The organism is Agrobacterium sp. SUL3 (assembly GCF_001263295.1).
GTDB lineage: Bacteria > Pseudomonadota > Alphaproteobacteria > Rhizobiales > Rhizobiaceae > Agrobacterium > Agrobacterium tomkonis.
Genome location: NZ_KQ414498.1, coordinates 504,874 through 524,918, shown reverse-complemented (window position 1 = coordinate 524,918; position 20,045 = coordinate 504,874). Strand labels below are relative to the sequence as shown.

The 20,045-nt window shown below is 60.5% G+C and carries 23 protein-coding genes; 12 read left to right on the top strand and 11 right to left on the bottom strand.

Features of this window, described 5'->3' with window-relative positions:
- Nucleotides 1-98: 98 nt before the first annotated feature.
- The gene (gene msrB / locus AKG12_RS02780; RefSeq protein WP_046798941.1) at nucleotides 99-506 is read left to right on the top strand and encodes a peptide-methionine (R)-S-oxide reductase MsrB; all 408 of its coding nucleotides are present in this window, start codon (nucleotides 99-101) and stop codon (nucleotides 504-506) included.
- 217 nt (nucleotides 507-723) lie between these two features.
- On the opposite strand, the gene AKG12_RS02775 is transcribed toward msrB, so the two are convergent.
- The 5 genes from AKG12_RS02775 to AKG12_RS29105 all read right to left on the bottom strand — a co-directional run bounded on the left by AKG12_RS02775 (nucleotide 724) and on the right by AKG12_RS29105 (nucleotide 3,333).
- Complete coding sequence (locus AKG12_RS02775) at nucleotides 724-1,221, bottom strand: GNAT family N-acetyltransferase (RefSeq protein WP_052817562.1); 498 nt, start codon at nucleotides 1,219-1,221, stop codon at nucleotides 724-726.
- A 122-nt stretch (nucleotides 1,222-1,343) separates the two neighbouring features.
- Nucleotides 1,344-2,012, bottom strand: a complete 669-nt coding sequence (gene trhA, locus AKG12_RS02770; RefSeq protein WP_046798618.1) for a PAQR family membrane homeostasis protein TrhA — start codon at nucleotides 2,010-2,012, stop codon at nucleotides 1,344-1,346.
- Nucleotides 2,013-2,244: 232 nt separating this feature from the next.
- A complete protein-coding gene (locus AKG12_RS02765; RefSeq protein ID WP_046798617.1) occupies nucleotides 2,245-2,565 on the bottom strand; it encodes a TraR/DksA family transcriptional regulator in 321 nt (106 codons plus the stop codon).
- 60 nt (nucleotides 2,566-2,625) lie between these two features.
- On the bottom strand, nucleotides 2,626-3,036 hold the full coding sequence (locus AKG12_RS02760) for a universal stress protein (protein ID WP_046798616.1): 411 nt from the start codon (nucleotides 3,034-3,036) through the stop codon (nucleotides 2,626-2,628).
- 48 nt (nucleotides 3,037-3,084) lie between these two features.
- Nucleotides 3,085-3,333: a hypothetical protein gene (locus tag AKG12_RS29105; protein ID WP_082178664.1), complete on the bottom strand. Its 249-nt coding sequence runs from the start codon at nucleotides 3,331-3,333 to the stop codon at nucleotides 3,085-3,087.
- On the opposite strand from AKG12_RS29105, the gene AKG12_RS02755 reads away from it, so the two are divergent.
- Nucleotides 3,316-4,176 carry a VOC family protein gene (locus AKG12_RS02755; protein ID WP_052817560.1) on the top strand — a complete coding sequence of 287 codons (861 nt, stop codon included), beginning with the start codon at nucleotides 3,316-3,318 and terminating at the stop codon, nucleotides 4,174-4,176. The two genes, AKG12_RS29105 and AKG12_RS02755, sit on opposite strands and share 18 nt — an antisense overlap.
- Before the next feature lie 87 nt (nucleotides 4,177-4,263).
- Nucleotides 4,264-5,448, top strand: a complete 1,185-nt coding sequence (locus AKG12_RS02750) for an AI-2E family transporter (RefSeq protein ID WP_046798614.1) — start codon at nucleotides 4,264-4,266, stop codon at nucleotides 5,446-5,448.
- Nucleotides 5,449-5,755: 307 nt separating this feature from the next.
- On the opposite strand, the gene AKG12_RS02745 is transcribed toward AKG12_RS02750, so the two are convergent.
- The 4 genes from AKG12_RS02745 to AKG12_RS02730 form a co-directional block, all read right to left on the bottom strand.
- Nucleotides 5,756-6,853 carry a bifunctional transcriptional activator/DNA repair enzyme AdaA gene (locus tag AKG12_RS02745; protein WP_052817558.1) on the bottom strand — a complete coding sequence of 366 codons (1,098 nt, stop codon included), beginning with the start codon at nucleotides 6,851-6,853 and terminating at the stop codon, nucleotides 5,756-5,758.
- A 163-nt stretch (nucleotides 6,854-7,016) separates the two neighbouring features.
- Nucleotides 7,017-7,742 (bottom strand): polysaccharide deacetylase family protein, encoded by a 726-nt coding sequence (locus AKG12_RS02740; RefSeq protein ID WP_052817556.1) that lies wholly within the window; start codon nucleotides 7,740-7,742, stop codon nucleotides 7,017-7,019.
- Between the two features lie 62 nt (nucleotides 7,743-7,804).
- Nucleotides 7,805-8,713: a dihydrodipicolinate synthase family protein gene (locus AKG12_RS02735; RefSeq protein ID WP_052817554.1), complete on the bottom strand. Its 909-nt coding sequence runs from the start codon at nucleotides 8,711-8,713 to the stop codon at nucleotides 7,805-7,807.
- A 105-nt stretch (nucleotides 8,714-8,818) separates the two neighbouring features.
- A complete protein-coding gene (locus tag AKG12_RS02730) occupies nucleotides 8,819-9,220 on the bottom strand; it encodes a DUF930 domain-containing protein (protein WP_046798610.1) in 402 nt (133 codons plus the stop codon).
- A gap of 236 nt (nucleotides 9,221-9,456) precedes the next feature.
- On the opposite strand from AKG12_RS02730, the gene AKG12_RS02725 reads away from it, so the two are divergent.
- The 5 genes from AKG12_RS02725 to AKG12_RS02705 all read left to right on the top strand — a co-directional run bounded on the left by AKG12_RS02725 (nucleotide 9,457) and on the right by AKG12_RS02705 (nucleotide 15,949).
- Nucleotides 9,457-11,556: a S9 family peptidase gene (locus tag AKG12_RS02725; RefSeq protein ID WP_052817552.1), complete on the top strand. Its 2,100-nt coding sequence runs from the start codon at nucleotides 9,457-9,459 to the stop codon at nucleotides 11,554-11,556.
- Nucleotides 11,557-12,054: 498 nt separating this feature from the next.
- A complete protein-coding gene (locus AKG12_RS02720) occupies nucleotides 12,055-13,065 on the top strand; it encodes an ABC transporter substrate-binding protein (RefSeq protein ID WP_046798608.1) in 1,011 nt (336 codons plus the stop codon).
- A 244-nt stretch (nucleotides 13,066-13,309) separates the two neighbouring features.
- A complete protein-coding gene (locus AKG12_RS02715) occupies nucleotides 13,310-14,218 on the top strand; it encodes an ABC transporter permease (RefSeq protein ID WP_052817551.1) in 909 nt (302 codons plus the stop codon).
- Entirely contained in the window at nucleotides 14,211-15,347 is a 1,137-nt protein-coding gene (locus AKG12_RS02710; protein WP_052817549.1) for a quaternary amine ABC transporter ATP-binding protein, read from the top strand. The genes AKG12_RS02715 and AKG12_RS02710 overlap by 8 nt, the downstream gene beginning before the upstream one ends.
- 314 nt (nucleotides 15,348-15,661) lie before the next feature.
- Nucleotides 15,662-15,949, top strand: a complete 288-nt coding sequence (locus tag AKG12_RS02705; protein WP_046798605.1) for a hypothetical protein — start codon at nucleotides 15,662-15,664, stop codon at nucleotides 15,947-15,949.
- Nucleotides 15,950-15,959: 10 nt separating this feature from the next.
- Here AKG12_RS02705 and dmeF read toward each other — a convergent pair whose 3' ends face one another.
- Nucleotides 15,960-16,958, bottom strand: coding sequence for a CDF family Co(II)/Ni(II) efflux transporter DmeF (dmeF, locus tag AKG12_RS02700; RefSeq protein WP_052817547.1), 999 nt, complete (start codon nucleotides 16,956-16,958; stop codon nucleotides 15,960-15,962).
- Nucleotides 16,959-17,042: 84 nt separating this feature from the next.
- A complete protein-coding gene (gene dmeR / locus AKG12_RS02695; RefSeq protein WP_003509296.1) occupies nucleotides 17,043-17,315 on the bottom strand; it encodes a Ni(II)/Co(II)-sensing transcriptional repressor DmeR in 273 nt (90 codons plus the stop codon).
- Between the two features lie 127 nt (nucleotides 17,316-17,442).
- Between dmeR and AKG12_RS02690 the strand changes: the two genes are divergently transcribed.
- From AKG12_RS02690 to AKG12_RS02675, 4 genes are all read left to right on the top strand, one after another.
- Nucleotides 17,443-17,796 carry a hypothetical protein gene (locus tag AKG12_RS02690; protein ID WP_052817545.1) on the top strand — a complete coding sequence of 118 codons (354 nt, stop codon included), beginning with the start codon at nucleotides 17,443-17,445 and terminating at the stop codon, nucleotides 17,794-17,796.
- A gap of 109 nt (nucleotides 17,797-17,905) precedes the next feature.
- Nucleotides 17,906-18,319: a MerR family transcriptional regulator gene (locus tag AKG12_RS02685; protein WP_046798602.1), complete on the top strand. Its 414-nt coding sequence runs from the start codon at nucleotides 17,906-17,908 to the stop codon at nucleotides 18,317-18,319.
- A 79-nt stretch (nucleotides 18,320-18,398) separates the two neighbouring features.
- Nucleotides 18,399-19,346, top strand: a complete 948-nt coding sequence (gene pip / locus AKG12_RS02680; protein WP_052817543.1) for a prolyl aminopeptidase — start codon at nucleotides 18,399-18,401, stop codon at nucleotides 19,344-19,346.
- A gap of 194 nt (nucleotides 19,347-19,540) precedes the next feature.
- Nucleotides 19,541-20,029 (top strand): GNAT family N-acetyltransferase, encoded by a 489-nt coding sequence (locus AKG12_RS02675; RefSeq protein ID WP_003509304.1) that lies wholly within the window; start codon nucleotides 19,541-19,543, stop codon nucleotides 20,027-20,029.
- Nucleotides 20,030-20,045 lie beyond the last annotated feature (16 nt).

The window sequence follows — 20,045 nt, the reverse complement described above, 5'->3', positions numbered from 1 at the left end:
TCGACACTTACGGCTCATAACGAACGCGTTATGACGCCCGCCCCTTTCAATCGGAAGCGGCGATGATTATCTGTGGCGAGAACAGAAAGGATCATTCCATGAGCGATCTGACACCCCCCAAAGTGAACAAGAGCGATGCCGACTGGCGTGAACAGCTGACGCCGGAGCAATATCACATCCTGCGCGAGCACGGCACGGAGCGCCCTTTTACCGGTCCCTATTGGAACTCCACCGAAAAAGGCCTCTACCGCTGTGCCGCCTGTGACGAGCCGCTATTCCTCTCCGACACCAAGTTCGATGCCGGCTGTGGCTGGCCAAGCTATTTCGAGCCGATCAAACCGGACGCGGTGACCGAACTGCGCGACGCCAGCCACGGCATGGTGCGCACCGAAATCCGCTGCGCCAATTGTGGCGGCCATCTCGGCCACGTTTTTCCGGACGGCCCGAAGCCGACCGGCCTGCGTTACTGTATCAATGGGCATTCGATGGTGTTCGAGCCGGTTTGAGCGATTAAGGATATCTCAGTCGACCGCATGCGGGTCAAAAACGGTGCCGGTTGTTTCTTCTCCCCGCCGGGGAGAAGGTGGCCCGAAGGGTCGGATGAGGGGGCAACGTTGCCGGATTTCGGAGAGCTCGCCCCCTCATCCCGCTGCCGCGACCTTCTCCCCGGCGGGGAGAAGAACAACGCGGCACTAGCCCGATCTACAGGTGGCCTTCAACTTCTTAGCTCAGCTTCAGCTCCATACACGTCAAATCCAGCCAGCGGCCGAACTTGGTGCCGACTTCCGAAAACCTTCCGACGACCCTGAAACCGAGGCTTTCGTGCAGGCGGATGGAAGCGGTGTTTTCCGCTTCGATGGCGGCGATCAGCACATGCACGTCATTGCCGGAAGCGTGGTCGATCAGCGCCTGCATCAGCCGCTTGCCGATGCCGTGGCCGCGGGCTTGCCTGTGCACATAGACCGAATGTTCGCGGGTGTGGCGATAGCCGTCGAAGGCGCGCCAGTCGCCATAGGATGCGTAGCCGGCAACCTTGCTGTCGAGGATGGCGACGATGACCGGAAAGCCCCGCGCCTTGCGCGCAGTGAACCACTCCTTGCGGTTTTCCAGATCGACCAGTACGTCGTTCCAGATCGCCGTCGTGTTCACGACCGCATCATTGTAAATCTCCATGATGCCGGAGAGATCATCCACGGTCGCGTCACGCAGTTCCACGGTCATTATCCTTCGCCCTCGCTCATTGCAGAATACGCGCCGGCATTGTTGCGGTCGCGATCCTCACGAGCCTTAAGCGATGACGCCGCGGCCTGTCCAGTGTCTCCGGCGCGATATGGGGAGGCTATTCAGGACGCCAGAGGAACAAGGCTGAAAGCGGTGACCACGGCGAAATAATGAATGGCGGCGGCGGTAACGACAAAACCGTGCCAGATGGCATTCTGGAAGCGCAGTTTTTCCCAGACATGGAAGATCACGCCAAGCGAATAGATGACGCCGCCGGCGACGATCAGCCAGAGCGTGACGGGAGCGAGATGCGACGACAGGGGCTCGACAACCATGATGCCGCTCCAGCCCATGGCGAGATAAAGACCAATGGCCACCCGGTCGTATCGGCCGGGAAACAGGCATTTCAGGAGGATACCGCAGAGCGCGGTGAGCCAGATCAGCCCCAGCATGGTGGCGATCAGCGGATCGTGAATGCCGCGCATCAGGAAGGGCGTATAGGTGGCGGCGATGAGGATGAAGATCGCCGAATGATCCAGCCGGCGCAGGAACCATTTTACCCGGGAATGGGGCCAGATATTGTAAGTGAAGGACACGGAAAGACAGGCAACCAGACCGAGACCGTAAATCCACGCGGCCGCGATCGCGCTCAGCGTACCCCAGACGGTGGCGTAAAAAATCAGCGCCGTGGCGCCGACCAGCGCAAAAACAATGCCGACGCCATGAACGATGCCATCGGCGACAATCTCGTGAAAATCATATTTGCGCCCGAACCGCCACAAATCACTCATAGTTCATTCCCGTCTGCGTGCTTCCACCAAAGCATGGAGACAATATTAGACAGGAACAAGACAGCGGCCGGTTAACGTCGATCAAATTGCGTTCGAGGCTGTTGCGAAAGGAGAGGTGACGTTTCGCGTGCGCCAGTGAACACCTCTGGAGCGAGCGGTGGCCGCGGGCTCCGCCGGGGAGAAGAAATCTGCCGTGATGTCGTACCAACCAATCCTTCATTGCAACGGCGTTTTACAAAGCCGCAGCGCATTCCTGACAGAACGGCGTGTAAGGCACCGCCTTCAACCGGTCCTCCGAGATCGTCTTGCCGCATTTGACGCAGGTGCCGAAGGTGCCCCTCGCGATGCGGTCGAGCGCCGCGTCGATGGCGCGCAGCTCGTCCTGCCCAACCTGCCCCATCTCATCCAGCACCTCGTCATTGTTGCGCTCAGTGGCGCGTTCTTCGTCATCGGGATTGCGCGGCTGCTCAAAATCGGCCTCGATCCGGTGCAGACGGCGGTAAAGCTCACGCTGGCGGTCGCGCAGGATTTTCTCGTAACTCTCGACATTCATGGTGTTTTCCTCCAGCCAATGCGGGCGGCCATTCGCCCGCACCCTTGCGTCTTAGCCCGGTTACCGGTCCACCAGCACCGAGCATTTGGCGTGGCGCACCACGCGGTCGGCGGTGGCGCCGATGAAATAATTGCTGAAATCCGGCGTATGCGAGGCGATGATGATCAGGTCCGCCTTGTGCTGCTCGGCGGCGGCGATGATCTCACGCGCTGGCGCGCCGCTGCGGATTTCCTGGCTGCCCTTGAAACCGAACTTTGCCTTCAGGTCCGCAAGTTTCGTCTTGGCGTCCTTGATGGCGTTTTCGATAAGATCGACGGGCAGGTCGATCGCCATGTAGCCGGGCAGTTCCTCAACCACGTTGATGAGGACGATCTCGCCATCGGCGTCCAGCAGCGCCTTGGCCTTTTCAAGGATCTTTTCCCCCTTGTCGGTGGCGCTGAGGTCTACCGGTACGATGATCTTCTTGTACATGGCTGTCTCCTTTGGCTTATTCCGCCGTTTCGCGTGTCGTGCTCAAGCTCATATTTCCCTGCCATCGCTTGATCCGCCTTGATCGAAGTCAAGGCTGTGCTGGTCTCGCAACAGGGCATTGTCAACGAATAGTGGACGGTCAATCGCCAGACGGCGACCTTTGCTGAACGACGAAATCCGCCCATATTCACCACAGACAAACGCCGCAAAGCGGCGTCGGCCAATGCCGGTGACCGCCGATCCGCTTTCCGGTGCGTCATATTCAATATGGAGATTATGATGAGTGAAATCAAACAATTCGCCCTGACGCGACCGGCCTATGTCGGCCAGGCTCATCTCGTTGTCCACGACCTGCCGCGCGTTTCGGATTTCTACCAGAAGATCATCGGCCTTTCGGTGCTTGAAAAGACCCCGAGCCGCGAGGTTCTGGGCGTGAATGGCCAGCCGCTCTTGACGCTTTCCACCTCCAACACGGTGGAACGCGCACCGCGCAATGCCGCCGGCCTGTTCCACACCGCCTTCCTGATGCCGAGCCGCGATGATCTCGCGCAATGGCTGGCGCATGCCGCGCATAACAACGTCCAGCTTCAGGGCGCGTCCGACCATCTGGTCAGCGAAGCGATCTATCTTGCCGACCCCGAAGGTAACGGCATCGAGGTCTATCGCGACCGTTCACCGTCCGAATGGACCTACCAGCCCGACGGCACGGTGGAGATGGCCACCCTCGCCCTCAATCTTCAGGCGCTTTACGACAGCGCACCGAAAACCGCATTCGCAGGTGCGGCGGAGGGAACCGCCATCGGCCATATTCACCTGCAGGTCGGCAATATTCCGCAGGCGGATGAATTTTATCAGGACGTGCTGGGCCTGAACATCATGGCGCGTTATCCGGGCGCGAGCTTCTTCGGCTCCGGGGCCTATCACCACCATGTGGCCGCCAATATCTGGAACAGCCGGGGGGCTGCGGCACGCAAGGACAATATGACGGGGCTTTCCGGTTACTCGCTGAAATTCAACGAGCCTGAAGCACTCGACAAGGCTGTCGCCGCGCTCGACCGGCTGGAAATCACAACGGAGCGGCAAAGCGATGGCATCGTCCTGAAAGACCCCTGGGGCATCGGACTAAAGCTTTCCGCATAAACATAAAAAAGGGGCGGCCAAAAATTTGCGCCGCCCCGGAACCGCCATATTTTTCGAACGTTTGTCCCTTGATTGGGGGACCGTTCAATGAATGAAAATGCCAGACCGGACAAAACCGGCACTTTCGGCCATCACGTGGCCAGCAACGCAGCCGCCCCGGCGACAAGGGCCGATCCGCTGGAAACCCCTGCCTCCGGTTCACGCCGCGACGATGCGCGCAGCCAGCAGCCGCTCGGCCGCGAAGCGCTTGATGTCGTTGTCGCATGGTCGGTGATCGGCATCTTCCTCATCATGCTGATGGCGGTCATCCACGAATTGTCGCTCATCCTCATCCCGGTGGTAATGGCCATCGTGGTCGGCATGATCCTCGGCATCGCCGCCGAAAAACTCGGCTCCTACGGCATTCCCGGCTTCGGCGTCGCGCTCATCCTCTCCTCTCTCGTGGCGGCGGTGATGTTCTTTGTGGTCAATTCACTGACCGAGCCGCTTTCCCTGCTCGCTTCGGAAGGGCCGGCGCTGGTGGAGCGCAGCATCGACCGTTTCCTGCCCTATCTGCAAAGCCTCAGATGGCTGAATATTTCGGCGGCGAGTTTCAGCATGGGATCGATGTCGATGGAATCGCTGATTTCGCGCAGCGGCGAGATCATCTCCGTGCTCGGCGCCAACGTCACCCCGGCGGTCATTCAGGGGCTGATCTTCCTCGCCGCACTGCTGATGTTCCTTTATAGCCGGCTGCGGCTGCGCAAGGCGATCATCATGGCCTTTCCGGCCCGCCACCAGCGGCTTCGCACCATCCGCATCATCGGCTCCGTGGAAGAAGTGCTCGGCACCTATTTCGCCACGGCAGCGCTGATCTATGCCGGGCTTGGCGTGACGATGGTGGTTATCGCCTATCTTGGCGGGCTGGCCATGCCGCTGCTCTGGGGGCTGTTCGCCTTCCTCTCCAGCTTCGTGCCGTTTCTCGGCATTACCGCCATGACGATTTCGCTGACGGTGGCCGGTATCATCACCCATGACAACATCGTTCTGGCGCTTCTGCCGGCGGCAATATTCTTCACCATTCACCTGTTGATGGAAAACCTCGCCTTTCCGGCTGTCGTGGGCCGCAACATGGAGATCAACCCCTTCCTCGTCTTCGTGATGATCATCTTCTGGACGTGGATGTGGGGGGCGGCAGGGGCCATGCTGGCGCTGCCCCTATCGCTGATTGCCATGACGGTGACGCGGGAACTCTTCCCCTCACGCCGGGTGGTGCCCAAACTGCCGGATTGACCGGCGGCTTTCGGGCTGGAAATGCGAACCACTCCGGGTTTGAACTGTAATTAGATTGTCCGTCGACGGAGGGCGCGCGAGGGGTTTACCCCCCTCTGCCCTGCCGGGCATCTCCCCCTCAAGGGGGGGGAGATCGGCAGGAGGCGCTACCGCCACTTCATTCTCAAACGTTGAGATAGGCGAAACATCGCCGCAGATCGATCTCCCCCCTTGAGGGGGAGATGCCCGGCAGGGCAGAGGGGGGTAAAGCCCCACGCACCCCGCTCAACTAAATGAACAACCTCCCGAAACCCAACAGCCAGGCCGCTCAGGAAGCGAGCGACATTCGCTGCCTCTGCCCCTGCCCCTGCCCCTGCGCCATGCGGCGCTCGTGCTCGATCAGCCATTTCTTGCGCCATAGACCGCCACCATATCCGGTCAGGCTGCCATCCGCTCCCAGCACCCGGTGGCAGGGAACGACGATGGCGATCTGGTTGGCGCCATTGGCGCGGGCCACGGCGCGCACGGCGGAAGGTCTTTCCATGGTGTTTGCGAGCGAGGAATAGCTGACGATCTCACCCACCGGAATTTGCCGCAAGTTCTGCCAGACATCGCGCTCGAAGGGCGTGCCGTGGCCGGCAAGCCGGGTTTCGAAGGCCGCTGAACTGCCGGCGAAATAGGCGGCGAGTTCCGCCGCGATCTGGCCGGTCACCGCGGTGCGGCCAAGCACCATATCCGCGCCGGTGCGGGCCTTAAGCCGCTTCAGCTCGGCTGGAAGGGCCGGCCGGTCGGCGAATTCGAGCAGATGCAGGGCATGATCGTCGGCAATGACCAGCATCGGGCCGATCGGCGTATCGATCCAGTCACCTTTCAAAAACCCCTTGCCCTTCATGGCGACGGGCGACGTGCCGAAGAACTGGTTGATCGCCGAGCGAAAGCCGCTGCCGGATTCGTAACCCGCATCGATCTGCGCGCCGATCACCGCCTCACCCGAGGCAAGGCTCGTCGCCGCATCCCCCAGCCGGCGCAGCCGGGCTATTTCCAGAAAACTCATGCCGAAACGACGCTTGAAGGTGCGGCGCACGGTGGAAGGGTCGTGTCCCAGCGCCACCACATCCTCCTCTCGCCAGCGCCGCGCCGGTTCGTTTTCCAGCGCCGTCAGAAGCGAGGTGACGGTCTCGTCGGCGGTGCCGTAGGCGAGCATCGGCTTGCAGCGCTTGCAGGGGCGGAAACCCGCCTCCAGGCATTCGGCGATGGTCTCGCGGAACCGGCAATTCTCGATCTTCGGCTTTCGCGCCGTGCAGGTGAAGCGGCAGAAAATCTTGGTCGAGGTCACGCAGACATAGGCCACGCCTTCATAGGCGGGATCCTTGTTCACAAGGGCGGAATACAGGGTTTCGGTGTCGGGGCGTTTGAACAGCATCATGGGAGGATGCTAGCGCAATTTTTTCCGGCGCGCCGCCGAAAAACGGGCATGGATGTGGATGGCGTTTCCTGTTTCTTCGGGAGAAACATCGCCAGCGGAGTGAGCGGGGGCAGCCCATTTCTTCTCCCCGGCGGGGAGAAGAAACGGGCGGCGACCTTGCGGATCAATTCCCCGGCGGAGCGAAGGACGGGTCGTCCAGCCTCGTGAAAATCACGCCGCGCGCCTTCAGCGCCAGCAGGCCTTTCACCACGCCTTCGCCCGCTTCATGGGTGGGCTGGTTGATGTGGGAGATGATGACGTCGCCGTCTTTTGCCGAGGCGATGTGTTTTGCCGTCGCGCCCGCGCCCAGCAGCGAGCCGCCATCGCCATTGACGGAATAACCGGCCACCCGCATGCCGAGCCGGTTGATGGTGGCCATGGAGGTGTTGGTGTATTTCGCCGTCGCACCACGGAACCATTGCGGCTGGAGGCCGGTGGCGGCGACGATGGCCTGACGGCCGCCTTCCACTTCCTGCTCGACCGCCATTTCAGAACCTGCGGCGGCGATGCCATAGATGGAAACGGGCTTGTCCACCGCCGGCACATGGTTTTCGCCGTGGTTTTCGATCTCGAAGAGGTCCGGATGCGCCATGAGCACGGCGAGCGCCTCGCCATTGTGTTTCAGCCAGCGGGCGGTGACGAAGATCGTCGCGGGGATGCGCTCGCGTACCAGCGTATCGAGGATGCGGTGATCGGTCTTGCCCATGCAGGCATCAAGCGTCATCGCCACCCGCACCTTGCCGTCATGCTGCGGCGTCATCTTCAGCGTCGGCTCGACAAGCCCGGTGCCCGCGAGCGCGGCCGACGCGGCGAAGGCAAACAAGACAGCAAGGAGGAAGCGACGCATCATTTTCGTTTTCCGCAGTGTAATAACGTATAATCCCGTGGCAATCCGCCCGTAAAGCGCCCGAATTATGGCGCGGTTTCCAGCGCGGACAGGGCTTCAAGCGCCTCTTCCACCCGCTGGCGTTCCGCGCTGGTGAGCGGCAGGATCGGCCGGGGCGGTTCGCATGCCGTCAGTTGCAGTATGTTGGCGGCGGCGTACACCACGCGGATGCTGCCGAATTCCTTGAACAGCGCCCAGAGCGGCTGGAAGGCCGCATCGAGCCTTTTTGCCTCCTCCGCATTGCCGGCCTGAGCCGCCCGCATCAATTGCAGGGCGGGAACGGGCAGCAGGCCGGCAACGACGCTGTACCAGGTATCGCCACCGGCAAGTGTCGCCTCGGCGCAGCCCCAGTCACCGCTGTAACCAATGGCGAAATTATCCGACAGCTTCGGCCTCAGCCGCGCAAGCTCACCCGCATAATCGGAATCGGCCGGTAGCGGCATCTTGATGGCGCGGATATTCGGGATATAGGCAAGCCGCACCAGAAGCTCGTCGCTGAAGGAAAACCGCGTCGTCGTCGGGTTGTTGTAGATGGCGAGCGGCAGGCCCGTTGCGCCCGCCACGGCGGCGAAATGATGATAGGCCTCTTCCTGCGTCAGCGGCGTGTAGGAGACGGGTGCGAGCAGCAGCGCATCGGCACCGGCCGCTTCCGCATCCTTCGCCAGCGCCACGGCCTCATCGGTGCGCAAGGCGCCGACACCGGCCATCAATATGCGCTTGCGCTTGAGGATGGCGGCTGCCGCCTCGATGGCGCGGCGTCTCTCTTCCCGTGTGAGATACATATAGATGCCGGTGCTGCCGAGAATGCCGACGGAATCGACCGCCGCCGCATCCAGCCGCTCGATCAGGGCGGAGAAGGCCTGCGTGTCCACCCGCCCGGCCTCATCGGCCGGCGTGATCGGAAAAGCCGAAAGTCCCTTGAATCGTATCGCCATGCCCGTCTCCCTCGCTTTGATCAGGCGGCAGGGTTACAGAGCCGGCGGCGGAGCGGCAAGAAAAGTGGCGGCTAAACGCCTGCCGACAACCGAAAAAATCCTTGCTTAGTCATAAAGATACAACTTCTTCCACTGCTCCTCGGGAATCCTGTCGCCCACGCGGTAATCGAAGGACTGGATGCTGAGGCTGTCGCTCTTCAGCTGGCATTTGTATTTGAGCTTGTACCATTCGCCGGAACTTCTGAAGACCGCGCCCGGCGCCTTGATGGAGTTCTTGCCGACTTCCGGATCCCCGAACGTATAGGCGATGACCTTGTCCGGCCGCATGCCCTTCTGCTCCGTCGCTATCCTTTCCATCGCCTCGATATCGCAGCGCTGCTCCAGACGCTCTTCAGGGGCAAGCGCATTCAGCTGCCGCATGACGCTGGCGTCGATTGCAAAAGCGGGAGTAAAGGCCTGCAAGCTGAGGAAAAAGGCAGAAAGGGCAGCGGGAAGAAGCTTTCGCATGGGGTCCTGTCAGTTTTTTCGTTTGTTCTTGTCGATAGACGGCGGGCCGGAGACCGGCGCGCATCATCGCTGATTTGCCGGATATTGCCAAAATGTGATCGAAAGCTGACCAAATTGTGCCCAAGCCGCATTACGCCTGTGGAGATTTGAAACTTGATCGGCCGGGAGGGGCACTCTACATCTTGGTGCCACACCTTGGTATTGCCCATGGATTTTTATAGGAAAGCGAGTTTCCATTGCCGATTTTCAAGAACCTGCCCGCTGCCCCGACCGCCGAAAAAAGGCCCGTTCAGGACACGCATCACGGCATTACCCGCACCGACGATTACGCATGGTTCCGGGCCGATAACTGGCAGGCCATGTTCAAGGACCCGACCCTGCTCGACCCGTCGATCCGCGCCCATCTGGAGGCGGAAAACGCCTATATGGAAGCGGCCATGGGTGACACCAAGGCGCTTCAGGAAAAGCTGTTCGAAGAGATGAAGGGCCGCATCAAGCAGGATGATTCCTCCGTGCCGGTCAATGACGGGCCTTACGCCTATGGCACGCTGTTCGTGACCGGCGGCGAGCAGCCGCATTATTTCCGCACCCCGCGCGGCGGCGGTGAAAAACATGTGCTGCTTGATGGTGACAAGGAGGCCGAGGGCAAGGATTATTTCCGTCTTGCCGGCCTCGACCAGTCCTCCGATCACAGTCACGGCATCTGGGGTTATGACGACAAGGGCTCGGAATATTTCACCCTGCGCATCCGTAACCTCGAAACCGGCGAGGACCTTGCCGACGTCGTGGAAAATACCGGCGGTGGCGGCGCGTGGGCGCCCGATGGCAAAAGCTTCTTCTACACGCTGCAGGATGAGAACCACCGCCCCTCCAAGGTGTTCCACCATATCATCGGCGAGCCGCAATCGGCCGACCGGTTGGTTTATGAGGAGAAGGATCCCGGTTTCTTCATGGGCGTCGGCGCGTCGGTTCTCGACGATTTCATCTTCATCGACATTCACGACCATGAGACCAGCGAATATCGCATCCTTTCCACCAGCGACCTGACCGCCGAGCCTGCTATCGTAGCGGAGCGCGAAGAGGGCATCGAATATTCGATGTGCGAAGGCGGCGACGTCTTCTTCATCCTCACCAATGACGGCAACGCCAAGGATTTCCGCATCGTGGAAGCGCCGGTGACCGCGCCGGGCAAGGAAAACTGGAAAGAAGTCGTGCCGCATGAGCCGGGCCGTCTCATCCTCTCCGTCGATGCCTATGCCCGCCACCTGATCTGGCTGGAACGCCGCGACGGCCTGCCGCGCATCGTCATCCGCGACCGCCGCACCGGCGAGGAACATTCCATCGCCTTTGCCGAAGAGGCCTATTCCCTCGGCCTGCATGGTGCGGCGGAATATGACACTGATGTCATCCGCTTCTCCTATTCGTCGATGACGACGCCGAGCCAGCTGTTCGATTACGATATGGTGACGCGCGAGCGCACGCTTCTGAAGACGCAGGAAGTGCCCTCCGGCCACAATCCGGACGATTACATCACCCGCCGCATCATGGCGCCCGCCCATGATGGCGAGCTGGTGCCGGTCTCCCTGCTCTACCGCAAGGATGTAGCGCTTAACGGTTCGGCCCCTTGCCTGCTTTATGGCTACGGCGCTTACGGCATCTCCATTCCCGCCTCTTTCTCCACCACCACGCTGTCGCTCGCCGACCGTGGTTTCATCTATGCCATCGCCCATATCCGCGGCGGCAAGGACAAGGGTTTCGAATGGTATGAAACCGGCAAGATGGAGGACAAGCAGAACACCTTCAAGGACTTCATTGCCGCTGCCGATCATCTGGTTCAGGAAGGTTTCACCTCCTATGAGCGCATCATCGCCGAAGGCGGCTCGGCCGGCGGCATGCTGATGGGGGCTGTCGCCAATATGGCGCCGGAAAAATTCGCAGGCATCATCGCCGCCGTTCCCTTCGTGGACGTGCTGACCACCATGCTTGACGACACGCTGCCGCTCACTCCGCCGGAATGGCCGGAATGGGGCAATCCGCTGGAATCGGCAGAGGAATATCAATGGATCGCCGCCTACAGCCCCTATGACAATGTCGGTGCGAAACCCTATCCGCCGATCCTTGCGCTTTCCGGCCTCACCGACCCGCGTGTGACCTATTGGGAACCGACCAAATGGGTGGCGAAGCTGCGCGAAAAGACGACGGGGGAAGCCCCGATCCTGCTCAAGACCAACATGGCGGCCGGCCATGGCGGCAAATCCGGCCGTTTCCAGCGGCTGGAAGAAATCGCCTTCGAATATGCCTTCGCGCTGAAGGTGGCGGGCAAGGACGCGGCATGACACGCTGACTGCCGAACGGGCGACGGACTAAACCGTCGCCCAACGCTATCCCGAACGAAAATACCTATAAAAAACCTCTTTTTGAATATTTTTTCCACAAAATCTCCACTGTGCCTTTTCTACAAATGCCACTTTCGTCACTAGTGAATTTTTATTTTCTGTTACTGTAACTCACAATATATCTGACATAAAAGCAAATAACGCTCATGTATTACCCGACATGAGAAAATGTTCCGAAAATCGAATGCATGGCTGCAATGCGCCTTTTCGCGTTGCAATATCACTTTTTGGCCGTATTATGCCGGTCGTTGACATATTCATGCGCCTTTTCGCCGCACCTCTTGCGGCATTCCCGCAGCACGTCTTGCGGATATTCTTTACGCCGGAATTTTTCGGCTTTTTCACGCGCCATGTCAGTTCGCCCTTGGCAATCCGGGCTTTGCAGTGCTCCCGCTTTGCCAATTGAAAACACTGCATCAGACTTGGGGGTCTTACACCATGAAGAAACTCCTAGCCTCGACCATTCTCGTAACGGGCTTTATCATCGCTGCCGGTGCAGCAAATTCCGCCAATGCCGCCGAAGAGTGCGGCAGCATCACCATCGCCGAAATGAACTGGGCATCCGCCGGTGTCGCGGCTTACGTCGACAAGTTCATCATGGAAAACGGCTATGACTGCACGGTCAACGTCGTCAGCGGCGACACCATGCCGACCTTCGCCTCCATGAACGAAAAGGGCCAGCCGGACATGGCGCCCGAATTGTGGGTGAACGCCGTGCGCGAACCGCTCGACGCCGCCGTCAAGGACGGCCGCATGGTCGAAGCGTCCAAAATTCTTTCCGAAGGCGGTATTGAAGGCTGGTGGATCCCGAAATTCATCGCCGATGCACACCCAGATATCAAGACCGTCGAGGATGCGCTGAAACATCCCGAACTCTTCCCCGCTCCGGAGGATGCCAGCAAGGGCGCCGTACATAATTGCCCCTCCGGCTGGAACTGCCAGGTGACCACCACCAATCTTTACAAGGCGCGCGAAGGCGACAAAAAGGGCTTCACACTGGTCGATACCGGCTCTGCCGCCGGCCTCGACGGCTCCATCGCCAATGCGTTTGAAAAGAAGCAGGGCTGGCTCGGTTATTACTGGTCGCCCACCGCCATTCTCGGCAAATACGAGATGGTGAAGCTGGATGACGGCGTCGAACTCGACCGCGCCCATTTTGACGAGTGCACGGCCAAGGTCGATTGCGCCGATCCCAAGGTCAACGCCTATCCGGTGGCCGATGTCTTTACCGTCATCACCAAGGATTTCGAAGGCAAGGCCGGGGTGACGATGGATTATCTCAAGGCCCGCAACTGGGACAACAAGATGGTCGCCGAAATCCTCGCCTGGATGGATGAGAACCAGGGCACCAACGAGGATGGCGCGGAATATTTCCTCGAGAACCATGAGGAAACCTGGACAAAGTGGGTTCCGGCCGAGGTGGCGGAGAAGATCAAGGCTTCGATGTGATCGTTTTGGGTGGGGTTGGCGCAAGCCGCTTACCCCCCCTCTGCCCTGCCGGGCATCTCCCCCTCAAGGGGGGAGATCGGCAGGGCGCGATTTCGCCACTTCATCCGCAACCATCGAGATGGGCGAGACCTTGCCGCAGATCGATCTCCCCCCTTGAGGGGGAGATGTCCGGCAGGACAGAGGGGGGTGCCCCGCGCTCCAGCCTTAACCGCCCATCCCAAACCCCAAAGGGAAAACAACAATAATGGCCCTCTGCAATTACCTGCCGGACATGCTCTGCAAGTTCCCGGCCATCGACAACTCCACGATGCGTGTGGCACGCAAGACCATCGATGATGGTTTTCGCGACATCGTGCGCAATTACGGCGATGCGATCGATGTGATCGTGCATCCGTTGCAGCTGTTCCTCAATTCCTCGGAGCGGCTGTTCATCCAGACGCCGTGGATCATCACGATGCTGGTCATTCTGGCCATCGTGCATCTGGCCGGGCGCAGCCTGAAGATCACCGGCGGCACCGCCATCTCCCTGTTGATGATCGGCGCGGTCGGCCTGTGGCGCGATGCCATGACGACACTGTCCATCGTCGCCATCGCCACCCTGATCGCCATCGTCATCGGCCTGCCGCTCGGCATCCTGATGGGACGTTCCGAACGCCTGCAACGCCTCATCAATCCCGTGCTCGACGTGATGCAGACCCTGCCCAGCTTCGTTTATCTCATCCCCGTGGTGGTGATTTTCGGCATCGGCAAGGTACCGGGCCTGATCGCAGTGGTGATCTATGCCATTCCGCCCGTCATCCGCCTGACCAGCCTCGGCATCCGCCTGGTGGACCGCGAGGTGCTGGAAGCGGCGGACGCCTTCGGTTCTTCCAACCGCCAGAAGCTGTTCAACGTGCAGCTGCCGCTGGCGCTGCCCACCATCATGACCGGCATCAACCAGACCATCATGATGGCGCTCGCCATGGTCGTCGTCGCCTCCATGGTCGGTGTCGGCGGGCTTGGCAAGAACGTGCTGCAGGCCATCAACAACCAGTTCTTCACGGTGGGCTTCCTGAACGGTTTCGCTCTGGTCGCCATCGCCATCATGTTCGACCGGGCAAGCCAGGCTTTTGGCAAGCGCCTGCAGAAATACCGCGAGGTCTCCCATGGCTAAAAGCATCGAAATCAAGAATCTTTACAAGATCTTCGGCAAGCATCCCGAGAAATACCTCGAAGCGGTGCGAGCAGGCATGGACAAGGTGGAGCTGAATGACAAACACAGCCACGTCCTTGGCCTCAACAACATCAACATCACCATGCCGGGCGGCAAGATCACCGTCGTCATGGGCCTTTCCGGCTCCGGCAAGTCGACGCTGATCCGCCACATCAACCGGCTGATCGACCCGACGGCGGGCGAAGTTCTCTATGACGGCGAGGATATCTGCGGCATGAGCGCCTCGGCGCTGCGGCAGTTCCGTCGTCACAAGACGGCGATGGTGTTCCAGAAATTCGGCCTTTTGCCGCATCGCACCGTGCTGGAAAACAGCGTCTACGGGCTCGACATCCAGGGCGTGCCGCGCAGCAAGAGCGAGGAAAAGGGCCGTTACTGGCTGGAGCGCGTCGGCCTTGCCGGCTACGAGGATTATTATCCGAACCAGCTTTCCGGCGGCATGCAGCAGCGTGTGGGCCTTGCCCGGGCGCTTGCCAATGACGCCGATATTCTTTTGATGGACGAGGCCTATTCGGCGCTCGATCCGCTGATCCGCGTTGATATGCAGACCATGCTGCTCGATCTGCAGCAGGAGCTGAAAAAGACCGTGGTGTTCATTACCCACGATCTGGACGAGGCTTTGCGGCTCGGCGACCACATCGCTATTCTGAAGGACGGCGAAGTGGTGCAGCAGGGCGACGGCCAGAGCATCATCCTCTCTCCTGCCGATGGCTACGTCACCGACTTTGTGCGCGACGTCAATCGTGGCCGCGTATTGCAGGCCACCACGGTCATGGAGCCGCTGGACAGCAAACCGGAAGGCATGTCGGTGCCTGAGAACGCGACGCTGGAAACCATTGCCCGCGATATGTCGGAGGCCAACGAGACTCAGGCGCATGTGGTTGATGAGGATGGCAAGCCGGTCGGTTCGATCGGTCTCGACACGCTGGTGGCGGCGATGGTGACCCCGGCTGCGCAGGAACCGGACACCACGGTTGAGGCGGCGACGCCGGCGCCGCAGAAGACCGAGACGGTGGAGGAGCCTGCGAAGGTGCGGGAGGCGGTTTTGCCGGTGGAGAAGGAAACGGCATAGTTCGATAAGTTTTGAGGTTCACTCCTCACACCGAACTGGTCATCCCTCACCCCGCACTCCGCGTCATCCTCGCCTCAAGGGCGAGGATGACGTGGAGGGTGGGGCGAGGAGGCCTGTAGTAGCGTCAGCATCGCTTCATCTTATTCGTCTCCGTTGCGCGCCCTCAGGGAGTATCACTTCCTCTTCCCCGCCTGAACGAAGCACCACTTCACCGCCTGTCAAGCCGGGACAGTCGCTGCAACGCAACAAGCGCAAGTTTCAGACAAGTCGCCGCCGTTAACCCTTCGTTAACTTTTGAACGCGGAATCACCGACATGCAGATCGAAAGCAATATCGGCGGATACAATTATCAGGGACGTATCCGCGAGATCGAAAAAACCGGCAGCGCGCAGAGCACACCGGAGGAGCAGGCCGTCAAACGCGGCCCCGGCAACCCCACCGTTTCCAGCACCATTCTTTCGCATTCGCTGGCCAACGTGTTGTGGGCCGTGGGCAATGGCAGCGCGCCGGCCTATCAGGATACGCCCGCAGTGGCTTCCGCCGAGGACAAGGCGGAAGCACAGGCCGAGTGGGTGCGCAGCGCCTATTCCGAATACGAATAGGCGATTCTTCTCAGGCCCTTGCCGGGCTGACCTCCACCGTCACATGCGAGAGTTCATGTATGGCGGCAAGTTTCTGCTTGTAGAAAGCCGGCGCTTGCGGCGCCTGCGACTGGATCGCCACGATGGCGGCATGGTGCCCCGGCCCCACCTGCCAGACATGCAGGTCGGTGATGCGATCCTCTTCCGTCTCGACGCTTTCACGGATTTCCTGCGGCAGATCTTCCGCCTGCGGCATGGCATCGAGCAGGGTTGTCGCCGTCGAGCGCACCAAGCCCCATGACCAGCGGGCGATAACCAGACCGCCAACGATACCCATTGCCGGGTCAAGGAAAGACCAGCCGTTCCATTTGCCGAGCAGCAGGGCGACGATGGCGAGTACCGAGGTCAGCGCATCCGCCAGCACATGCAGATAGGCGGCGCGCAGATTATTGTCCCTGCCGCCCTTTGCTGCGCCATGGTCTCCATGATGCGCGTGCGAACCGTGATCGTGGCTGCCGTGGCCGTGATGGGCATGTGAGCCGTGACCATGGCCGTGGTCATGCCCGTGATCGTCCTTCAATAGCACGGCACTGACGAGATTGACGGCAAGGCCGATGACGGCGACGATGATCGCCTGGTTGAAGTCGATTTCGACCGGATTGACGAGGCGCATCGCACTTTCGACGGCGATGAGCAGCGCCACCACCGCCAGCACGATGGCGCTGGCAAAACCCGCGAGATCGCCGAACTTGCCGGTGCCGAAGGTGAAGCGCGGGTTGCGCGCCTCGCGCCGGGCATAAAGATAGGCCAGCGCCGAAATCAGCATAGCACCCGCATGGGTGGACATATGCCATCCGTCAGCCGTCAGCGCCATGGAGCCGAACCAGTTGCCGGCGACGATTTCGGCCACCATCATCACGGTGGTCAACGCGATGACCATCCACACGCGCTTTTCATTGCGCTCATGGTTCTGGCCTAGAAAAACATGGTCGTGGCCGGTCGCGGCAGGGAATTCGGATGTCGTCGTCATGTCGCTAATCCTGTTCGATCTTCAAGGTGTTTTTTCCACGCATGTCTTCTCCCCAAATCGCGGACACTTTGGGGGGGGGACGTGCTAGCGGATGTAAGTCTTCAGCACCTGAGCCAGCTCTTCCGCCGCCCGCGCCCGCTCGTCTTCATTTTCGGCATGCACCACATGTTCGTGCAGATGCTCCTGCATCACCTCCCCCGTCAGGCCGGATAGCGCACCACGCACCGAAGCCAGCAATTGCAGCACCTCGCCGCAGGGCTTGGCATCATCAAGCGCCCGCTCCACCGCCTCCATCTGGCCCTTGAGGCGACGGATGCGGGCGAGCAGCTTCTCCTTGTTGCGGATCGTATGGGACATAAGCACCTCATATAGTATAGGGGGGTATACTATATTGTGTTGGTTTTTCGTTCAAGTCCTGCGTGACGCAATCCTCGCGAATGTTTCGGCCCCTAAAAATACCCCATCAGAACTTGGGGACTCAGTCATGACGACTATCGCAGCAACCACCACCAGCTATTATGCATCTCCGGTCCGGACCGTTGAGCCGACGAAAAACAGGGAAGCCCACTCCACCACCGAAGCCCTGCTGGAGTTGACCCGCGCCGCACACCGCGCCATCTCAAGCGCCGAGAGCGTTGCCACGGCGGTCGCACCGGCTGCCGCGAGCGTATCGGCCGGTCTTGCCGCCGCATTGTGGAATCTCGACAGCGGTGCCTCCGATGCGGCCAAGCCGGCCGTTGAAATGGCGACCGCCGCCCAGCCTGAAGCCGCCGCCAATATCGAGAACGAAGTTCTGAAGGCATTGGCTGAGGCGCTTGGCGTGAACGAAGCGGCCTGACCCCATTGAACAGCAGGCAAAAAAGCCATATCTCTAGAGACTAGAGCATCGGATAATGAGCGGCGGGACCATTCCGCCACTCAGCCGCGTCCGCGATATGGAGAAAGCCATGCTGTCCATCGGTGAATTGTCGAAACGCACCGGCGTCAAGGTGCCGACGATCCGTTATTACGAGCAGATGGGCCTCATCCGTGAGGCGGATCGTTCGGATGGCAACCAGCGCCGTTATGAAAAATCCGATCTCGAAAGGCTGGCCTTCATCCGCCATGCGCGCGATCTTGGGCTGAACATCGATGCCATCCGCGAGCTGATCGCGCTCAGCCAGCACCGGCAGATGCCCTGTGAGGGAGCGGATCGCATCGCCGCCGAACATCTGGCCGATGTGCGCGAAAAAATTGCCAAGCTCAGGAAACTGGAACACGAGCTGGAACGCATCGTCGCCCATTGCGACGGCCATTCCATCGAGGATTGCTACGTCATCCGTGCACTTTCCGACCACGGCATGTGCGGCGGCGAACACTAGGCCCAAGCCGGAACAGGGCTGACATTCCACTGTCATCTGCGCCCTGTATGCGCTCTCCTGCTTGAGGAAGGGATGCCGGATGGCCGAAATATTTTCCGAAACCACCCCGTTCGACACTGTTTTCCTCGACGTTTCCGAAGGCCACAGGCTGCATGTGACGATTGCCGGCAATCCGGCGGGACGGCCGGCGATCCTGCTGCATGGCGGCCCCGGTTCCGGGCTTTCGGCGACTGCCAGACGCTACTTCGATCCCGCCCTTTACCGCATCATCCAGTTCGACCAGCGCGGCTGCGGCAAAAGCACGCCGAATGCTAGCGAGAGCCTTGCGCACAACAGCACACATCACCTGATCGACGATATGGAGGCCATCCGCTTCGCGCTTTCGGTGGATGACTGGCTGGTTTATGGCAGCTCCTGGGGCGCCACGCTCGCGCTGGCCTATGCCCAGCGCCACCCAAATCGGGTGCGCGCGATGGTGCTGGCCGGCGTCACCACCACGCGGCAAAAGGAGATCGACTGGCTTTACAAGGGGCTGGCGATGTTTCTGCCGCAACAGTGGCAGCGTTTCATCGCGGCTATCCCGGATCACATGGCGAAGGAAGATCCCGTCGGCGCGTATCTCCAGCTTTTGAACGATCCTGACCCGGCCATCCGCCGCATGGCAGCACTTGAGTGGCATGTGTGGGAGGCGGGCTCGATCAGCGCGGAGGCAAGCTCGGCCTTTCCGGAAAAATGGCGCGACGCCGATTATATTCTGACCCGCGCCCGCCTCTGCGCCCATTACTTCCACCATGCGGCATGGCTGGAGGACGGCGTGCTTCTCCGCAATGCCGGCCTGCTTGCCGGCATTCCCTGCGTGCTCATCCAGGGCATGCGCGACCTGCAGGGACCGCCCGTCACCGCTTGCGAACTTGCCGCCGCATGGCCGGGAAGCGAGCTGATGGCCATAGGTGGAGCCGGGCATTCCACCGGGGATGCGGGGATGGAAGATGCGATTGTTTCAGCAATCGCACGATTTGCAAATTGAAGCCGCTTGACAGATTACGGATTCGGGCGCATTGCAATGACATGATCAACGAACGCGCACCCATCTCCTGCTCGTACTTTTGGGCCTACCTTTAAGGGCGGCTCGACAGATCATATTGTCAACAAGCCGCCGTCAGGCGGCTTTGTTGTTTTCAAACGTCCTGACGGCACCGATAAGACCAAAGGACCGAAAAAATGACCGAAGATAGCTCCCTTACACTGGAAAGACCGCCCGTCGTCATCATTCGCGGTGCGCGCAAGACGGACTTGCCCGAGCTTAACGAGATGATCACGCTGCTTGCCTCCTACCACGGCGATGCGGCGGCAATCACGCCGGCCAAGCTTGAGCGCGACCTGTTCGGCCCCCTGCCCTGGGTGCATGGTCTCGTTGCCGAAGCCGATGGCGCGCTGATCGGCTACGCACTGCTTCTGCCGCTCTACAGAGCGCAGGAAGGCCGGCGCGGGCTTGAGCTGCACCATCTCTTCGTGCGCGACGGTCATCGCGGCCACGGCACCGGCCAGCATCTGGTTTCCCGCGCCCGTGATATCGCCAAGCGGCTGGGTTGCGACTATCTTTCCGTCAGCGCCACGACCGGCAATGTGGCGGCGCATCGTTTCTACGAAAACATGGATTTCGCGCCGCGTCCGGTTACCGGCATGCGCTACATGCAGTCCATCGCCTGATCAAAACCGACGGAGA